Annotated in this window: 15 protein-coding genes; 6 read left to right on the top strand and 9 right to left on the bottom strand. The window is 69.4% G+C overall.

Features of this window, described 5'->3' with window-relative positions:
• Window positions 1-22: 22 nt before the first annotated feature.
• Window positions 23-1,240, bottom strand: coding sequence for a threonine ammonia-lyase (locus tag JGU66_01800; GenBank protein ID MBJ6759477.1), 1,218 nt, complete (start codon window positions 1,238-1,240; stop codon window positions 23-25).
• Window positions 1,241-1,349: 109 nt separating this feature from the next.
• Complete coding sequence (locus JGU66_01795) at window positions 1,350-2,579, bottom strand: glutamate dehydrogenase (GenBank protein ID MBJ6759476.1); 1,230 nt, start codon at window positions 2,577-2,579, stop codon at window positions 1,350-1,352.
• A 95-nt stretch (window positions 2,580-2,674) separates the two neighbouring features.
• On the opposite strand from JGU66_01795, the gene JGU66_01790 reads away from it, so the two are divergent.
• Window positions 2,675-3,178 carry a helix-turn-helix domain-containing protein gene (locus JGU66_01790; protein MBJ6759475.1) on the top strand — a complete coding sequence of 168 codons (504 nt, stop codon included), beginning with the start codon at window positions 2,675-2,677 and terminating at the stop codon, window positions 3,176-3,178.
• Window positions 3,179-3,215: 37 nt separating this feature from the next.
• Here the strand turns inward: JGU66_01790 and JGU66_01785 are convergent, their stop codons facing one another.
• Complete coding sequence (locus JGU66_01785) at window positions 3,216-5,636, bottom strand: DEAD/DEAH box helicase (protein MBJ6759474.1); 2,421 nt, start codon at window positions 5,634-5,636, stop codon at window positions 3,216-3,218.
• A gap of 68 nt (window positions 5,637-5,704) precedes the next feature.
• Here JGU66_01785 and JGU66_01780 point away from each other — a divergent pair, with 68 nt between their 5' ends.
• Window positions 5,705-6,817 (top strand): RNA polymerase factor sigma-32, encoded by a 1,113-nt coding sequence (locus tag JGU66_01780; GenBank protein MBJ6759473.1) that lies wholly within the window; start codon window positions 5,705-5,707, stop codon window positions 6,815-6,817.
• Window positions 6,818-6,847: 30 nt separating this feature from the next.
• Here the strand turns inward: JGU66_01780 and JGU66_01775 are convergent, their stop codons facing one another.
• From JGU66_01775 to JGU66_01760, 4 genes are all read right to left on the bottom strand, one after another.
• Window positions 6,848-8,416: a beta-ketoacyl synthase gene (locus tag JGU66_01775; protein MBJ6759472.1), complete on the bottom strand. Its 1,569-nt coding sequence runs from the start codon at window positions 8,414-8,416 to the stop codon at window positions 6,848-6,850.
• Window positions 8,417-8,444: 28 nt separating this feature from the next.
• The gene (locus tag JGU66_01770) at window positions 8,445-9,890 is read right to left on the bottom strand and encodes a hypothetical protein (GenBank protein ID MBJ6759471.1); all 1,446 of its coding nucleotides are present in this window, start codon (window positions 9,888-9,890) and stop codon (window positions 8,445-8,447) included.
• Window positions 9,891-9,970: 80 nt separating this feature from the next.
• Complete coding sequence (locus JGU66_01765; GenBank protein MBJ6759470.1) at window positions 9,971-10,678, bottom strand: hypothetical protein; 708 nt, start codon at window positions 10,676-10,678, stop codon at window positions 9,971-9,973.
• A 14-nt stretch (window positions 10,679-10,692) separates the two neighbouring features.
• Window positions 10,693-10,956: a molecular chaperone DnaJ gene (locus tag JGU66_01760; protein MBJ6759469.1), complete on the bottom strand. Its 264-nt coding sequence runs from the start codon at window positions 10,954-10,956 to the stop codon at window positions 10,693-10,695.
• A 56-nt stretch (window positions 10,957-11,012) separates the two neighbouring features.
• Here JGU66_01760 and JGU66_01755 point away from each other — a divergent pair, with 56 nt between their 5' ends.
• Genes JGU66_01755 through JGU66_01745 form a run of 3 tightly spaced genes read left to right on the top strand, consistent with a single transcriptional unit; the run spans window position 11,013 to window position 14,836 of the window.
• Complete coding sequence (locus tag JGU66_01755) at window positions 11,013-11,771, top strand: DUF4159 domain-containing protein (protein ID MBJ6759468.1); 759 nt, start codon at window positions 11,013-11,015, stop codon at window positions 11,769-11,771.
• Window positions 11,772-11,781: 10 nt separating this feature from the next.
• Window positions 11,782-14,061: a theronine dehydrogenase gene (locus JGU66_01750; protein MBJ6759467.1), complete on the top strand. Its 2,280-nt coding sequence runs from the start codon at window positions 11,782-11,784 to the stop codon at window positions 14,059-14,061.
• Window positions 14,054-14,836, top strand: coding sequence for a phytanoyl-CoA dioxygenase family protein (locus tag JGU66_01745; GenBank protein ID MBJ6759466.1), 783 nt, complete (start codon window positions 14,054-14,056; stop codon window positions 14,834-14,836). The genes JGU66_01750 and JGU66_01745 overlap by 8 nt, the downstream gene beginning before the upstream one ends.
• Here JGU66_01745 and JGU66_01740 read toward each other — a convergent pair.
• Complete coding sequence (locus JGU66_01740; protein MBJ6759465.1) at window positions 14,800-15,408, bottom strand: short chain dehydrogenase; 609 nt, start codon at window positions 15,406-15,408, stop codon at window positions 14,800-14,802. The two genes, JGU66_01745 and JGU66_01740, sit on opposite strands and share 37 nt — an antisense overlap.
• 131 nt (window positions 15,409-15,539) lie before the next feature.
• Window positions 15,540-16,112 (bottom strand): superoxide dismutase family protein, encoded by a 573-nt coding sequence (locus tag JGU66_01735; protein ID MBJ6759464.1) that lies wholly within the window; start codon window positions 16,110-16,112, stop codon window positions 15,540-15,542.
• A gap of 353 nt (window positions 16,113-16,465) precedes the next feature.
• Here JGU66_01735 and JGU66_01730 point away from each other — a divergent pair, with 353 nt between their 5' ends.
• The gene (locus JGU66_01730) at window positions 16,466-17,209 is read left to right on the top strand and encodes an AAA family ATPase (protein MBJ6759463.1); all 744 of its coding nucleotides are present in this window, start codon (window positions 16,466-16,468) and stop codon (window positions 17,207-17,209) included.
• The last annotated feature ends 213 nt before the right edge of the window (window positions 17,210-17,422 follow it).

Genomic DNA, 17,422 nt, shown 5'->3' with positions numbered 1-17,422 from the left:
GCTCGCCCGCGCAAGAGGGGGATTACTTGCGCGCCACTTGCCAGCCCTGGCTCTCCAGGGCGGACATCAGCTCCTGGATGTGCCGCTGGCCCGTGGTCTCCAGCGTCACCTCGACCATGGCCTCGCCCAGCCCCGCGTGGGAGAAGGCGCGGTCGTGGTGCAGGTCCACCACGTTGGCGCGCTGCTCGGCGATCTGCGCGGTGAGGCGGGCCAGCGTGCCGGGCCGGTCCGGCATCCGCACCTCCAACTGCACCAATCGGCCGGCCTTGACGAGCCCGCGCTCGATGATGCGGCTGATGACGTTCATGTCGATGTTGCCGCCCCCGAGGATGAGCGCCACGCGCTTGCCCTTGGCCTGGGGGACGTGGCCGTTGAGCAGCGCGGCCAGGCCCACCGCGCCTGCGCCCTCCACCACGCTCTTCTCCTGCTCGAGCAGCGTGAGGATGGCGGCGGCGATCTCCTCCTCGTCCACGGTGACGACGGCGTCCACGTACTTGTGGACCATCTCGAAGGTGCGCTCGCCGGGGCGCTTCACCGCGATGCCGTCCGCGATGGTGGTGCCCGCCGCGGTCAGCTCCACGCGGTGCCCCTCCTTCAGCGACGCGGCCATGCTCGCGATGGTGGCGGCCTGCACGCCGATGACCTGGATGCGCGGGTTGGACTCCTTCAGCGCGCACGCCACGCCCGAGATGAGCCCACCCCCGCCGATGGGGACCAGCACCATCTCCAGGTCCGGGCACTGCTCCAGCAGCTCCAGACCGATGGTGCCCTGTCCCGCGATGACGTGCGGGTCGTCGAACGGGTGGACGAAGACGAGGTTCTCCTCGGCCTGGATGCGCAGCGCCTCGGCGTAGGCCTCATCGTAGTTGGCGCCCTTGAGCACCACGCGCGCGCCGTAGTCATCGCGCGTGCGTGTGACTTTGATGAGCGGCGTGCGCTCGGGCATGACGATGGTGGCCTTCACCCCCAGCCGACGCGCGTGGTACGCGACGCCCTGCGCGTGGTTGCCGGCCGACGCCGCGATGACGCCCCGGCGCTTCTCCTCGTCCGTGAGCGTCAGCAGCTTGTTGAGCGCGCCGCGCTCCTTGAACGCGCCCGTGCGCTGGAGGTTCTCCAGCTTGAAGTACACCGCCGCGCAGTCCGTCTTCTCCGTGAAGGCGTCCGACAGCGGGCAGGGCGTGGGGCGCAGCGCGGCGCGCAGACGCTCGCGTGCGGCCTGGATGTCCGGGAGGGTGACCATGTCCGCGCCGTGTATCGGAACCGCGCGGCGCGCGGAAGGGACCGCGCGCGAGCGCCCGGTTGTCCGCCCGCCATGGACGCGGCGCGGCATGGCCTGACGCGCACCTGCTTCAGATGCCGCGGAGCACCGTGGCCTTGCCCACCCGGCCAATGGCCAGGATGTAGGCCGCCGTCCGCATGGAGACCTTGCGCGTGCGCGCCACCTGGGCCACGCGGTCGTAGGACTCGCGCATCGTCTTCTCCAACTCCGCGTTGACGCGCTCCTCCTCCCACGACAGGTGCTGGAGGTTCTGCACCCACTCCAGGTAGCTCACCGTCACGCCACCGGCGCTGGCCAGGATGTCCGGCACCACGAAGATGCCGCGCTTCTCGAAAATCTCGTCCGCCTCGGGCTGGGTGGGCCCATTGGCGCCCTCGATGATGAGGCGGGCGCGCACGTGGTGGGCGTTGTCGCGGGTGAGGACGTGGCCGAGCGCCGCGGGGATGAGCACCTCGCAGTCCGCCGCGAGCACGTCGTCGTTGCTGCAGGCCGTGCCACCGCCGAAGCCCGTCACGGTGCCGGTGCGCTTCACGTGCTCGAAGAGCGACGGGACGTCCAGGCCCTGGGGATTGCGCACGCCGCCGAGCACGTCCGCCACCGCCACCACCACGCCGCCGTCTTCCCAGATGAGCCGCGCCGTGTGGCTGCCCACGTTGCCGAAGCCCTGGATGGCGAAGCGCGTGCCCTTCACGGGCAGGCTCAGGTCGCGGAGGATTTCGCGGCACACGTAGAGCAGGCCGCGCCCGGTGGCGGCCTCACGGCCCTTGGAGCCGTACAGCTCCAGGGGCTTGCCCGTCACCACGGCGGGGGAGTGGCCGTGGTACTTGGAATACTGGTCCATGATCCACGCCATCACCTGGGGGTTGGTGTTGACGTCGGGCGCGGGGATGTCTCGGGTGGGCCCGATGACGTCCTGGATCTGATCCACGAACTTTCGCGTGAGCCGCTCCAGCTCCTTCATGCCCATCTGCGACGGGTCGCACGCGATGCCGCCCTTGGCGCCGCCGAAGGGCAGGTTCACCACGGCCGTCTTCCACGTCATCAGCGACGCGAGCGAGACGCACTCCTCCTGGTCGAGGCCCGGGTGGTAGCGCAGGCCGCCCTTCATGGGGCCGCGGCTGTTGTCGTGCTGGATGCGGTAGCCGGGGAACGTGCGGATCTCCCCCGAGTCCATCTCGATGGAGACCTGGACCTTCACCTCGCGCAGGGGCGTGGCGAGCAGCGTCTCGATGGGCGTGCCCACGTCCATGATCCGCGCGGCCTTGCGGAAGAAGTAGTTGGTGCCCTCGACGGGGTTCATAAGTCGGCTGGCTCCTGGTGGGCGGCGATGGGGCCCGAGGCCGCCGTCGCCGCGCGAGACCTTAACAGAAGGGGTGCGCTACCATGCGCGCCCGCATGTCCCCTGGCACTCCGGATGCGCCCGACGCGAGCGGCCCGTTGCAGGGGCTGGCCCGGCGGATCCGCGCGCTGCGCGAGCGACGAGGCCTCACGCAGGAGGACTTCGCCGAGCGCTGCGGCATCTCCGTGAGCTTCGCCTCGCTGCTGGAGCGCGGTGAGCGCAACCCCAGCTACGACACGCTCCTCCAGGTGGCCAGCGCGCTGGAGCTGCCACTGTGGGAGCTGTTCCGGCTGGAGGACGCGGAGGACGCGGGGGCTCATCGGTTGGTGGAGCTGGTGCGGGCGCGAAAGCTGCGCCGCGAGGACGTGGATCGCCTGCTGGCGGTGGGTGAGGTGATGTTCAGCGGCCCGGCTCCAAGCGCCGCCACGCCCGGACCCGAGCCCACCCCGTGCGACGAGCCCGGCTGCGGCAAGCCCGTGCTGGCCCGGGGCCTGTGCTCCGCCCACTACCACCGGGCGAGGCGCCGCAAGGCCAGCGGGCCGGGCCCCGACGAAGGGTGAGGCGGTCGCAGAACGCGACCGCCTGGGGCCCTCGGGGTTACTTGCGCCGGGCGCGCTCGACCTTGAGCGTCCGGTCGCCGTGGGGCTTGCCCTGGGTGGCCTCGAAGCCGGTGACATCCTCCTCGGCGACGAAGACGTAGGCGTACGTCGGGCGCAGGTCCATGCGCAGCACCTTGCCCGCCGGAGCGCCCGCGGCCTCCAGCGCGCTGGCGACGCCGGCCTCGTCCAGGCCGTCCTGGCGGCCCAGGCTCACCCAGAGGCGCGCCTGGCCCGGAACGTCCGGGAGGGCCTCGGTGCGAGCACGCCGCTCGTCGCGCTGACCGCGCGGGCGGTGACGCTCGAGCTTCAGCGGCTTGTCGCCGTGCGTCTTGCCGTTGAGCGCCTCGAAGCCGGGCGCCTCGGACTCGGGCACGTAGACGTAGCCGTAGGTGGCGCGGGTGAGCGCGCGCAGCACCTGGGCGGCGGGGGCGCCGAGCGCCTCCAGCGTGGCGGGCAGCTTCGCCTCGTCCATGCCGTCATCCGAGCCCAGGTTGACCCACAGCTTCACCTCGCCGGGGCCCGCGTCCGGGGACGGGGGCGGGCGGGGCGCGTGCGTGTCGCGCTCGCTGCGCGGCTTGCTCTTCTCCACGCGCAGCGTCTTGCCGCCGTGCTGCTTGCCGTTGAGGGCCTCGAAGCCCGCCGAGTCGTCCTCGGCCACGAAGACGTACGCGAACGTGGGGCGCATCTCCGCGCGCACCAGCTTGCCCACCGGCGCGCCCGCTTCCTCCATGGCCGTGGCGATGCTGCCCGGGCCCAGGTTGTCCGCGGTGCCCAGGTTGACCCAGAGCTTCACCTCGCCCGGGCCGGCCTCCAGCGCGGCGGAGGGGGCGGGGTGGCGGCCGCGCTCCTCGCGACGGGGCTCGTCGCGGCGGGGACGGCGCTCGCGCTCACCGTGCTCGGCGCGGGCCGGACGCTCGGCGCGCTCGGTCCGCTCACCGCGCTCCTCGCGGCGGGGACGCTCGCGCTCGCGGTCCTTGCCGCGGCGGGGCTCGGACTTGCGCGACTCCACCGGCTCGCGCTTCTCGGTCTCCTGCGCGGCCTGGGCCTTCTCCATGCGCAGGTGGCTGAAGAAGTACTTGAGCAGGAAGGCGACCAGGTCATCCGCGTCCGGCCGCGTCTTGAGCTGCGCGGCCAGCGGGAGGAAGCCCTCGAAGATGCTGCTGCCGGCCGCCTCGCGAATCTCGCGCACGTGGCGGTCCGTCCACAGGCGCATGGCCTCCTCGGGGGCCGGCATCTCGCGCTGCTCGAACTTGATGCCGTACTTCTTCTCCAGCACGCTGTACGTGGCCAGCTCGCGACCAGAGAAGAGGTTGATGGCCGTGCCCTTGTTGCCGATGCGGCCGGTGCGGCCCACGCGGTGCAGGTACACGGCGGGGTCCTCGGGCAGCGAGTAGTTGATGACGTACTCGAGGCCGGAGATGTCGATGCCGCGCGCCGCGATGTCCGTGGCGACCATGAAGGCCACCTCGCCGCGCTTCACCTTGCCCATCACCCGCTCGCGCTCCTTCTGCGGCAGGTCTCCGTTGAGCAGCTCCGCGTCGAAGCCGTTGCGGTTGAGCACCGCCGTCACCAGCGCCGTGTCATCCCGCGTGTTGCAGAAGATGATGGCGTTCTGGGGCTCTTCCTTCTCCAGCACGTAGATGAGGTTGCGCGGCTTGGGGAAGGCATCCGACACGTTGTAGCGGATGTGGTGGATGTGCTCGACCGTGAAGACGTCACCGGAGAGCAGCAGCGTCTCCGCGTTCGTCGTGTACCGGGCGATGAGGTTCTGGATGTCGGTGGGCACCGTGGCGCTGAAGAGCAGCACCTGCCGCGTCTTGGGAAGACGGTCGAGGATGCGGGTGACCTCCTCGTAGAAGCCCTGGTTGAGCATCTCGTCCGCCTCGTCCAGGACCGCGTGGTCGCAGGCGTCGAGCTTGAGGTTGCCGCGCTGGATGTGGTCGAACACGCGGCCAGGGGTGCCCACGATGATGGGCGTGCCGTCCACCAGCGCGTCCTCCTGCTGCTTCATGGAGGCGCCGCCGTAGATGGCCGCCACCTTCACGCCCTTGTGCTTGGCCAGGAGCGTCAGCTCCTCGGCCACCTGGAGGGCCAGCTCGCGGGTGGGGCAGAGGATGAGCGCGCGCACGCGGCGCTCATCCGCGGGAATCTTCTCCAGCAGCGGCAGGCCGAACGCGGCGGTCTTGCCGGTGCCCGTCTTGCTGCGAACGATGATGTCCTTGCCGTCCATGACTGGACGGAAGGCCTTGGCCTGCACAGGGGTGGGGTGCGAATACCCGCGTTCCGCCACGGCACGGCGGAGGGGCTCGGAGAGGTTCATGTCGTCGAAGCTGATGTCCGCGACGTACTCAGCGGGACGCATCGGAGCTTCGTCAGTCGCCGGGCTGCCCGGCGCGGGGGGCTCTTGGTTGTCGCTCATCGAGCAGGGGCATAGCCCCTGCATTACCCTCTGGCAACAATCGCGGCACTTTGCTCTATGGGGCGGCCATGGCGAATGGGCGGAAGAGAACCAAAGGCACGGCCGCGCCGAGCCGCGTGAAGCGGCCCGCGCCGGCCGCGTCTGACGCGGGGGACTCGCCCGAGACGGGGGCGGAGGAGTCTACGCTCGATCCGGACTCCCTGGAGCCGGACCCCTCCGAATTGGAGGCCGAGGCAGAGGTCGAGGTGGAAGTCGAGCCCGTAAGTGCCCCCCGCGCCCCCAGCGCGTCGCTCATCCGCGCGGGCGAGGCCGGACTGGTCAGCCGGGACCCGCTCCAGGCCTACATGGCCGAGGTGACGCGCCACCCGCTGCTGTCGCGCGAGGAGGAGTTGGAGACGGCGCGGAAGTACCGGGATACGGGGGATGTGCAGGCGGCCTACCGGTTGGTGGCGTCCAACCTGCGCCTGGTGGTGAAGCTGGCCCACGAGTACCACCGCAATCCGTTGTCCCTGCTGGACCTGGTGCAGGAGGGCAACATCGGGTTGATGCAGGCGGTGAAGAAGTACGACCCGGAGCGCGGCGTGAAGCTCAGCAGCTACGCCGCCTGGTGGATCCGCGCGTACATCCTTCGCTACATCATGGACAACTGGAAGATGGTGAAGCTGGGCACCACCGAGGCCCAGCGGAAGCTCTTCTTCAAGCTGCGCCAGGAGCAGGAGAAGCTCGTCGCCCAGGGCTTCGAGGCCAGCCCGCGGCTCTTGGCCGAGCGGCTCAACGTCTCCGAGCAGGACGTGGTGGAGATGGATCAGCGCCTGGGCCACGACGAGATGTCCATCGACGCGCCGCTGGGCCCGGACGATGACTCGCGGGGCACGCGCGCGGACCGCTTCCTCCCGTCCGGCGCCATGCCCGCCGACGAGCGGCTGGGCGCCGAGCAGCTCAAGGCCCTCTTCCGCGAGAACCTCCAGGAGTTCGCCAAGACGCTCGAGGGCAAGGAGCGGTTCATCTTCGAGAACCGGCTCATCGCCGACGAGCCGCTCACCCTGCAGGACATCGGCGACAAGTACGGGGTGAGCCGGGAGCGCGCCCGCCAGATAGAGGCCGCGCTCATCAACCGGATGCGCGAGTTCATGCGCGAGCGCATCCCGGACTTCGACCTGGTGGCCATGCCCAAGGGCTGAGCCACCGGGTCCGAGCGACTGCTTCCGGAGCTACTTCTTCCAGGGGCGGGAAATCACGCAGGCGTTGATGCCGCCCACGCCCATGGAGAGCTTGCCCGCGCAGCCTGCGGGGGCAGGCTCGTCGTGGTTGAACACGAAGCGGCCGTGCACCTTGGCGATCTGCTTGTTCAGCTCCGAGCCATCCAGCGGCGTGGCGAACACCTTGCCCGCGGCGTAGCCCAGGTACTGGGCCGTCAGCTCCCAGCCGCCGCCGGCGGACATGCCGTGGCCGAAGGTGCCCTTGCGCGCCGTGATCAGCACCGACTCGGGCAGCACGTCGCGCAGGTTCTGCACCTCCAGGAAGTCTCCCGGGGTGGCGGTGGCGTGCAGGTCCCAGCTCCCCACGTGCTCCGGCGTGCACTGGGCCTGGCTCAGCGCCTCGCGGATGGCCACGGTGGGGCCTTCCTTGGACGGGGTGATGATGTGGTCCGCGTCCGCGGTGACGCCCACGGCCACGGGCTCCATGCCCAGCGCCTGGAAGCCCTTCTGGGTGAAGTAATCGTAGTCGCCCAGCACCCAGACCACCGCGCCGCCCGCGATGTGCGTGCCGCGCAGGGCGGTGAGGGGCTTGGAGAGGGCCGCGTCCGCGGAGATGACGCGCGCGTTGTAGAAGCCGCCCACCACCAGCGGGTTGGGCGCCGCGTCCGTCATGCCCATCACCACGGCCTTCGCCTGGCCCAACTGGATGGCGTTCATCGCCAGCTTGAGGCCGTAGCCAAAGGACGAGCACGCCGCCACGGGCGCGAACGTCATGCCGGTGATCTTGCCCAGCATGGAGATCTGCGACGCGGGCGTGTTGTGGATGTTCCACAGCACGTTGGAGGACACCGCGTTCCAGGGCGGCTCGGGCGCGTTCCACTTCTTCTGGAGGCGCGCGTTGCGGGTGCGCTTCTCCTTGATGACGGCCAGCTTGGCGGACTCGACGTCGCCCTCGTCGGGCACGCCGATGGCTTCAATCTCGCGCAGCTCCTCCAGGTACTCGCGCAGCTCCGCGGAGCGGCCCGCCCAGAAGTGCCACCACGCGTCCTCGGCCTTGTCGCGCTCGTCCTCGACCACGGTGGACGGCTCGGGGGGCAGGCCCTCCAAGGGCTCGCGCGTCTCCATCCACTGGCGCGCCTTCACGTTGCGCTCGGGGTTGGCCCAGAAGCGGTCCCAGCGGCGCTGGGCGCGGTACAGGTCCAGCGAGATGTTCTGGATGGTGGGCAGGTCGCCCAGGCCGGTGCCCACGTAGACGTGCGCGCGGGGCCCCAGCGCCTGGAGCTCCTGCTCCAGCCCCGGGTTCTGCGCGAGCGACTGGATGAACGCGCCAATGGCGAACTGCGTCGGTTGCCCCATCTTCCGCTCGAGCTGCGAGAAGCGGCTGGCCTGGAATCGGGCGTCGATCCACGGCTTGTAGTCCGCCAGGCTGAACTCAGGCGTGCCGACCAGGAAGTTGTCCGGTCCGAAGCCGTTGAAGGGGGTCAGCCAGCTCTCGGACGACGCGAGGTTGCGCTCGAAGGCCTGGATGTTGGGGGAACGGGGGGCGACCACGCCCCAGCCGAAGATTCCGACTCTGCGCACAGGTGTGTTCCTTCGCCGCTCGGGGGGATTACAGCGGCTGGATCTTCAGATTGTCGAAGTGAACGCGGGTCTGCCAGCCCGAGAATCCGAAGTACTGGTTGCCAGGGCCCTCCAGCGGTGACGCGTCCTGGAGGGACAGGAAAGGCTGCCCGTCGATCTCCCACGAAAGGGAGCCGCCGCGGCGAGTAATCTTGAAGTGATAGTGCCGTCCGGGTTGGACGGCCGCTCCCGCGCGCGCCGCGCGGTCCGCCGTGTGCTCATGCTGCCGGGCGATGACGGACTGGGTGTTTCGCCATCCGCCAAAGATGAACACGTAGCCGGTGGCGGTGTACTGCAGGCGCAGGTCCCCCGTGTAGAACGACCGCCCGTCTCCCCAGGCCTCGACCTTGATGTCGCCCTCCGGGCTGTCCGACCAGGCGTCGAACTCCACGGTGGCGTTGGGCGGGAGGGGCTGCTTGAGCCACACGGGCCGGTTGGCGGTGTGCTCCACGACCAGGGCGCCATCCTCGAGCTTCACCGCATCCGGACCGGTGACGTTCCAGGCCTCGCCCAGCTCGGCGCGGTTGAAGTCGTCCGCGAACGGACCGGCGGGGGGCGGAGGCGGCGCGGGGGGGCGCGCGACGAACGTGGCCGGCATGCTGTCCGGCGTGCCCACGCGCAGGTTGTCGAAGAACAGCTGGGACTCCCAGCCGGACAGGCCCAGCCGGTCGTGGCCCGAGCCCTTGAGCGGGAACGGATCATCCAGCTCCAGCAGCAGCGTGCCGTCGATGAACCACCGCAGCACGGTGCCGCGCCGCTCGATGCGCCAGTGGTAGACGCGGCCGGCCTGCACCGTGTTGCCCCGAGCCTCCACCCGCACCGCGGTGTCCCGCTTGAACGCGCCCGTGGCGACGAGGTCGGTGCCCTGGCCGCCGTTGCTCTCCGCGATGCGGGCCGCGCGGCGCTTGAGCACCTCCATCGAGGGGGCGTTGATGTCGTTGCGCGCGAGGACCGACAGCGAGTTGTTCCACCCGCCCTGCACCAGCGTGTAGCCGCTGGACGGGTCACGGCCGTTGCCGAAGACCTCCACGCGGATGTCGCCTTCGGGATACTCGGAGCGGACGTCGAACTCGATGGCCACGTCGTCCGGCAGCCGCGCCTGGAGCCACAGCGGGTTGTTCTTGGGCGAGGGGCCGAGCAACTCGCCCCCCGTCACGCGCCAGTAGGCGCCCGTGGAGAAGAAGTCCCGGGCCACCACGGAGGGGTCGGAGAAGGTCTGCTCGTACGGCACCTTCGTGGTGACGTCCGCCTCGCCACGAAGGAGCGCGTAGTGGATGAGCGGGAACTGGATGGCGAGCACGATGCCGGCCAGGATGACCCACCCGCGGCGCGTCAGCCCCTGGGGCTTCTGCCAGGGGGCAGCGTCCGTTTGCGGGCGGGAGGCCGACTCCATGGGGGATTCGACCTGCTTCTCCTTGCGGCTGGCCTGGGCCATTGCGTCTCGAGGGTTTCCGGGGGGAAAGGCGGCGGAATGTACGCGCCGCGACCCCTGAGGTAAAGCACGGCTCCGGTGGGTTACTTGGCCCCCCAACGCTTTTCGAGCGCCCGCTGCTCCGCCTGTCGGAGCTTCAGCCGCTCCTTCTCGCCGCGGAGCTTTTCGGCCTCCTCGGGAGAGGGGCGCACGGCGAGCTGGTAGACGCTTCCGGCGATGGCGAAGAGCAGCGCGGCGATGATGACGCCCCACGGCTGATTGGCCACCGAGCCGACGAGCCCGCTGAACTGGTGCAGCGCGGCCAACGCGCCGATGACGAGCACCCAGCCGCCCACCGCCGAGGCCACCAGCGTGCTCACCACGCGGTGCAGCAGCGCCCCCACCACGCCGCCGATGATGACGCCGGGCGCGAAGCCGAGCAGGAAGTCTCCGGGGCCGGCGATCTGCCCGGCCACCAGGCCCAGGGGGATGCCCACGCCCACGAAGGTGATGGCCGGGGGGAAGAGGAAGCCCAGGACCATCAGGCCGGCGGCCACGAAGGTGGGGAGCTGCGGGGACAGCTCACCCATGCCGAGCTTCTGCGTGACGGCGCCCGTCCACACCAGCCCGAGGATGGCGCCCACGGGGCCGGCGAGGACGCGGAATGCTCGGCCACCGCCCGCGACCAGCAGCACCAGCCCGACGACGCACGCGACGATGCCGGCCCACATGGGCAGCAGTCGATAGATGGCCACCCAGCCGGCGGGGTTGAACGTCTGATAGGCCTTGAGGGCCGTGAGAAAACCTTCCATGGGTGTCACCAACCCTACGCGTAGCGCGTGAGCGCCAGCAGCAACAGGACGACGAAGATGGCCGCGGCGAGCGCGGCGAAGCGATAGAGCGACGGCGGGGTGGACGTGGCGCGCAAGAGGGCGCGGGCCTCGTCCTCGTCCACGGGGGAGGGGCGGGTGGAGAGGATCCGCTCCGCCTCGCGTCGGGCGCCGACCACGTCGCCCGCGTCCTTTCGTGCCCAGGCCGCGCGCATCTCTTCGGAGCCAGGCCCCGGGGGCGTCTGTCCGCCTTTCGCCATGGCGGTTCTCTATACCAGGGAATGTGGGGACCCGCGGACGGTATATAGAGCCCGCTATGCCCGTGCGGCGCCTGACCCGTCGAAACCTCCTGCTTGGTACTGCCGCGCTCGGTTCGCTGCTTTCCCGGGGGGCGTCCGCCTTCGGTGAGCGCGGGCGCTTCATCCCCGCGGTGGCGCGCCATGGTGGGCGCTGGGACGCGCGACTGTCGGGCCTGCGACGCATCGCCTGGGAGCTGCAGCGGCGCACCTCGGTGGAGGTGGTTCCGGACGCTCGCGCCATCCCCGTGGGCAGCCCCGACCTCTTCGAGTATCCCTTCCTGTACTTCGGCGGAGACGGGGCGTTTCCGGCGCTCACCGACGCGGAGGTGGCCAACCTCCGGCGTTACCTCACGTACGGCGGCTTCATGCTGGCGGACGCCAACGATGGCAGCGATGGGGACGGCTTTGACGCCAGCTTCCGCCGCGAGATGGCGCGCGTGCTGCCGCAGAGTCCGCTGGCCGAGGTGCCCTCCAGCCACGTGGTGTTCAAGTCGTTCTTCCTGTTGGACGCGGCGCCCGGCCGGCTGTTGAACAAGCCGCTGCCGCTGGCGGCCACGTTGGGCAAGCGCGCTGCGGTGCTGTACTCGCAGAACGACCTGGCGGGCGCGTGGAGCCGCAGCGAGTCCGGCGACTACGAGTTCGATGTGTCCCCGGGCGGTGAGCCGCAGCGCGAGCTGGCACTGCGCATGGGCATCAACGCCTGCATGTACGCGCTCTGTCTGGACTACAAGGACGACGCCGTGCACCTGCCTCTCATCCTCAACAAGCGGCGTTGAGCGCGACCGGATGAACACCCCCTCCTTCAACGCGTGGAAGCTCGTCAGCCTGTCGCCCTTGCCGACCTGGGCGCTGGTGGCGCTCGGGGTCTGCGTGGCGCTGGGCGTGGGGCTGGCGGCCTGGGGCGTGCGCCGCGAGCCCTCTCGCGCCCGCCGCGTGCTGCTGTGGCTGCTGCGCGTGGGCGCGGGCGTGGCGGCGCTGTTCTTCCTGCTGGAGCCGGGCATCCGTCACCTGCAGGTGGCGCGGATGAAGAACCGCGTGGCGGTGCTGGTGGATCGCTCCGCGTCCATGAACTTCCCCACCGAGCCGGGCGGGCCCACCCGCAGCGCGCAGGTGGCGGCGTTCCTGGAGAAGGCGTCGCCTCGGCTCGCGGCGTTGCAGGACCGCTTCACGGTGGAGATGTATGGGTTTGATCCCGAGCTGACGCCGGTGACGCCTGCTTCACTGGCGAGTGAGCCGGCGCGGGCGGGGAGCACGGATTTGCTGTCGGCGCTGCGCGCGGTGGGGGCGGCGGGGCAGGGCTCGCGCAAGCTGTCCGGGGTGTTGCTGTTCAGCGATGGCGCGGACAACGCGGAGCTGAAGGCGGGCGCGGCGGGTCGGGCTCGCGCGGCGCTGGCGGACCTGGGCGTGCCGGTGTCCACGTTCCTGGTGGGTCGCGAGGCGCTGAAGGACCTGGCCGTGGAAGGGCTCAAGGTCGATGACTTCGCCTTCGTGCGCAACTCGCTCACGGTGGAGGTGGACATCCACGGGCGCGGCTTCTCCGGGCGAGACATCCCCGTGGTGCTCAGCCAGGAGGGCAAGACGGTCGCGACGAAGTCGGTGCGGATGGACTCCGGCGACGACGTGAAGCCCGTGACGTTCACCTTCACGCCGGACCAGACGGGGCGCTTCGTCTACACGGTGACGGTGCCCACCTTCCCGGACGAAGCGGTGAGCGACAACAACAGCCGCTCGTTCACGCTGAAGGTGATTCGGGACCGGGTGCGCGTGCTGCTCGTGGTGGGGCGTCCGTCGTGGGACGAGCGCTTCCTGCGCGGACTGCTGCGGCAGGACGCCAACGTGGACATGGTGTCCTTCTACATCTTGAGGACGCTCTCGGATGATCCGGGCGTGACGAACGACCGCGAGCTGTCGCTCATCCCGTTCCCGATGGAGGAGATTTTCGACACGAAGCTGGACACGTTCGACGTCGTCATCTTCCAGAACTTCGGCTACGCGGATCCGTCGCTGTCCATCTCGGAGTACGAGCGCAACCTGGAGCGCTACATCCACAACGGTGGCGCGTTCGTGATGATTGGCGGCGACAGCGTGCTGGGCGAGGGGCGCGCGAGCATGCCCACGCTGATGGAGGCGCTGCCGGTGGAAGCGGCGGGGCCGGCGAACCTGGAGTCCTTCAAGCCGCGGCTGACGCCCGAAGGACTGCGGCATCCGGTGACGTCCATCGGGACGGGGGCGGCGAGCACGGAGGGCGCGTGGGCCGAGCTGCCCGCGATTCCTGGCGCGAACCTGACGCGCGCGCGGCCTGGCGCCACGGTGTTGATGGACCATCCGTTCCTCACGGCGGATGGCAAGAACGCGCCGGTGGTGGCGGTCTGGGATTACGGGCGGGGGCGCTCGATGGTGGTGGCCACGGATGCGACGTGGTCGTGGGCTTTCACGGCGCACCGGGATGGCTCACCGAACCGCGCGTATGACCGCTTCTGGGGCAACGCGCTGCGATGGTTGGTGAGAGATCCGGACCTGACGACGCTGAAGGTGGCGGCGGATCCGCCATCGGTGGAGCCGGGGCGGCCGGTGGGCGTGGTGGTGCAGGCGCGGATGGCGGACTACCAGCCGGCGCAGGACGCGCAGGTTCGGGTGGAGCTGCTGTCGGTGGCGACGCAGAAGCCGGTGGCGGTGCAGACGGGGACGGCGGGGCCGGATGGCGTGGTGCGGTTGGAGTTCGCGCCGCCCGCGCCGGGGCCGTACAAGCTGTTGGCCTCGGCGAAGAAGGGCGAGACGGATTTGGGCAAGGGCGAGGACGCGGTGGCGGTGCGCACCGTGGGGCCCGAGCTGTCGGATGCATCGGTGCGGCCCGCGCTGCTGGAGCAGATTGCCAGCGTGACGGGCGGCAAGGCGTACCACCTGCCTTCCGATGGTCTGCCGGACGTGCCGCTGTTGGACCCGCCGGTGGTGGAAGTGGGCCGGGCGCAGGACCAGCCCTTGTGGGACCGCTGGTACTACCTCATGGCCTTGCTCGCGCTGCTGGGCGCGGAGTGGTTCGCGCGTCGCCGCTTTGGCTATGTCTGAGCTCGCGTCGGGTCCGCTGTCATCGCCGTGGCGGACTCGACTGGAGCAAGAGGGCTTCGCGCTCATCCCCGAAGCCGTGTCCGCTGAAACCGTCGAGTCCCTGCTCCGCGCGCTCCCGTCAGTTGAGTCGTCCTCGAATGCATCTCGACGCGGCGGTGTGCGCAACCTCTTGGAAGACGTACCCGAGGTCCAGGCCCTGGCGCTCCACGGGCCCCTGCGTGACGTCGCGGAGCGCGTCCTCGGACGTGACTGCTTCGCGGTGCGGGGCTTGATGTTCGACAAGACTCCCGAGTCGAACTGGAAGGTCATCTGGCATCAGGACCTGACCATCGCGGTGCGTGAGCGCAGAGAGGTGCCGGGGTTTGGCCCCTGGTCGCACAAGGCCGGTGTGGAGTGTGTGCAGCCGCCGCCCGAGGTGCTGGAGTCCATGGTCGCGGTGCGCCTGCACCTGGACGACTGCGGGAGTGACAACGGGCCGGTGCGCGTGCTGCCGGGCTCGCACCGAGAGGGGCGGTTGTCATCCGCGCAAACCCAGACCCGGCTGGAGCAACAGCCGGCCGAGGATTGCCTCGTGTCCGCGCGAGGCATCCTGGTGATGCGGCCGTTGCTCCTGCATGCCTCGTCGCCCGCGCGAGTGCCTGCGCACCGTCGCGTCGTGCACCTGGAGTTCGCGGCGTGCGAGCTGCCCGCGGGGCTCGAATGGCACACCCGCATTGGCGGGCCGGGCCATGCGCAAACTCAAGGAGTCGCGAACGCGCGGGCGTCGATGACCTGACCTGTGCTCTTGCCTTCAATGCTGGCGAGATAGGCGCGAGCCACCTCCGCGGCAGGCATCCCTGGAATGCCTTTCATGTTGAAGGCCTTGAGTGTCTCGTCCACCCAGGGTGGGCTCACGACGTTGATGCGGATGTTTCTCGGCATCTCGAGCGCCGCCGCGCGAGTGAACCCCTCCAGTCCCGCGTTCACCATGCTCACTGCTGCTGAGCCTTGCATGGGCTGCTGTGCGAGCACGCCGGTCGTCAGCGTGATGGAGCCGCCGTCGCGAATATGCGCGAGCCCGACCCGCGCCAGGTTCACCTGACCCATGAGCTTGTTGTTCAGGCTGAATTGGAAGTCGTCGTCGCTCAGTGCGACCAGCGGCTTGAACGCCGCGGCACCCGTCACCGAGACCAGCGCATCGAAAGGCCCCACCGCCTTGAAGAGGCGCTCCAACGCGTCCTTCGAGGCGATGTCTGTCTGATGTTTCCCGCCTTTGCGGGCGACCTCGACGACCTCGTGGCGGCCGGACAAGACCTGGACGACCGCACGACCGATGGTGCCTGTTGCGCCCACGACGACGACCCTCATGGTGCCTCCCGACGCGAGGATGTTCGCGTCTCAGGCTAGGCGCCTCTCGTGGACTGAGTCCCTCGCCGCGCCGTGGATCCGTTCCCTTCCGGGCACTTGCTCCCGTGCGGCGAGGTTCAACAATGCGGCTGTTACTTCGCGACCACGCCGCACGCGATGCGGCCACCGGCGTCGCCCGCGGGATCCGTGTGGTAGTCGTCCTGCTTGGCGTGCACCACGAAGGCCGAGCCGTCCGCGTCAAAGAGCGACGCGACCGTGAGGCCCTGGTTGGCGAAGAAGTCGAAGGACACCTTGCCGTCCGCGCCCACGTGCAGGTTGGGCAGGTCGCCCTCGTGCTTGCCATTGGGGGACAGGATGCCGTGGGCCTTCTTCTCCGGGTTGAAGTGGCCGCCAGCCGTCTTGAAGTCCGGCGCGTCGCACTTGCCCACCTCGTGGATGTGGATGGCGTGCTCGCCCTCGGGGAGGTTCTTCAGCGAGCCCTTCACGAGCACGCCGTGCGGGGTCTGCTCCAAGGTGACCTCGCCCACGTCCTTGCCCTGGGCGTCCTTGAGGCTCGCCTTCGCCGACTCACCCTTCGCGGGCGCGGGCGTGTCCTTCTTCTCCGGAGCCTTCGCGGGAGCAGGAGCCGCGGGCTTCGCGCCTTGTGCCAGCGCGGGCGTAGCGGCAGTGAGCATGGCGGCGAGCAGCAGAGAGCGGATCTTCATGACGCGAGACCTCCAGGGTTCGGTGACGAGGCAGGACACTAGCGCCGGCCCTCTGCCGCCGCTCTGGAAAGTAGTCCGAGCGGCACGGGATCCACCGCTCCACGACACCTCCTCACCGGCAGGCTCCTGGTTCAGCCCATCGCCGCCCTCGCGGAGTCCGAGCGCGGACTCATCCGCGCCCGTGCCGGCCGGCTCTGAAGGCCACAACCCTGTTGTGAAATCGGTGGGCTGGGTCCTCGGCGGAGGGGATGGTGCACACGGCCCTCGTTGTGCCCGGGTGTCCAGGTACTGTGTGGCAGATGGCCAGATCCGAACGCGAGCGAAGAGGGAAGGGGCACCCCGGAGATCCCGGCATGGACGTGTTCCTTCGGTATATGGAACTGCGCCGCGACGAGGTGCCCGACTTCAGGGTGTACCCGTTCGCCATCCCAGCCGTGCGCAATCTGGAGCGACTCGACTTCCATCCCCAGGTCACATTCTTCGTGGGGGAGAACGGCAGCGGCAAGTCCACGCTCATCGAGGCCATTGCCGTTGCGGCCGGCTTCAATGCTGAGGGTGGCAGCAATAACTTTAACTTTGCCACGCGCAGGTCCGAGTCAGACCTGCATCGGTACCTAAGCCTTGCCCGTGGCGTTCGCCGTCCAAGGACAGGGTATTTCCTCCGTGCCGAGAGCTTCTTCAACGTGGCCACCGAGATCGAGAAGCTGGACACAGGATTTGCGCTCGGACCGCCCGTCATTAACAGCTACGGAGGGCGATCTCTCCACGAGAAATCGCATGGAGAGTCCTTCATCGCGCTCGTGACCAATCGATTCGGGCCGGGTGGCCTCTACATCCTCGATGAGCCTGAAGCCGCTCTCTCACCGCAACGCCAACTGGCCTTGCTGAAATTGATCCACGATCGCGTCCGTGAGAGATGCCAGTTCATCATCGCGACCCATTCCCCGCTGATTCTTGCCTACCCTGGTGCCAGCCTCTACCACTTGTCAGAGACGGGCCTCGAATCGGTGAGGTACGAGGACACGGACCACTACAGGCTGACGCGAGACTTCTTGGAGCACCGAGCGCGTTACTTTCGACATCTCTTCGAAGACTGAACCGGTCAAGGGCGACCGTGTCCCGGCACTGTCTGAGCAATCAATCTCGCGAAAGCCTCCAGGCTCCCCATGACGGTCGCGAGCTCGGACGCCAATTCCGGGGCCATCGGCCGAATAGCGAGAACCCGATCTTCAACGGCGCCAATGTCGAGCAGCAGGCGTGTCCGGGTGTCGTCAGTGGGTGCGATTGCGCTACGGCCAGCACGGTTGGAT

This window comes from Myxococcaceae bacterium JPH2 (genome assembly GCA_016458225.1).
Taxonomy (GTDB): domain Bacteria; phylum Myxococcota; class Myxococcia; order Myxococcales; family Myxococcaceae; genus Citreicoccus.
Note: the sequence above shows the minus strand (reverse complement) of the source record. Positions and strands in the feature narration are given on the sequence as shown.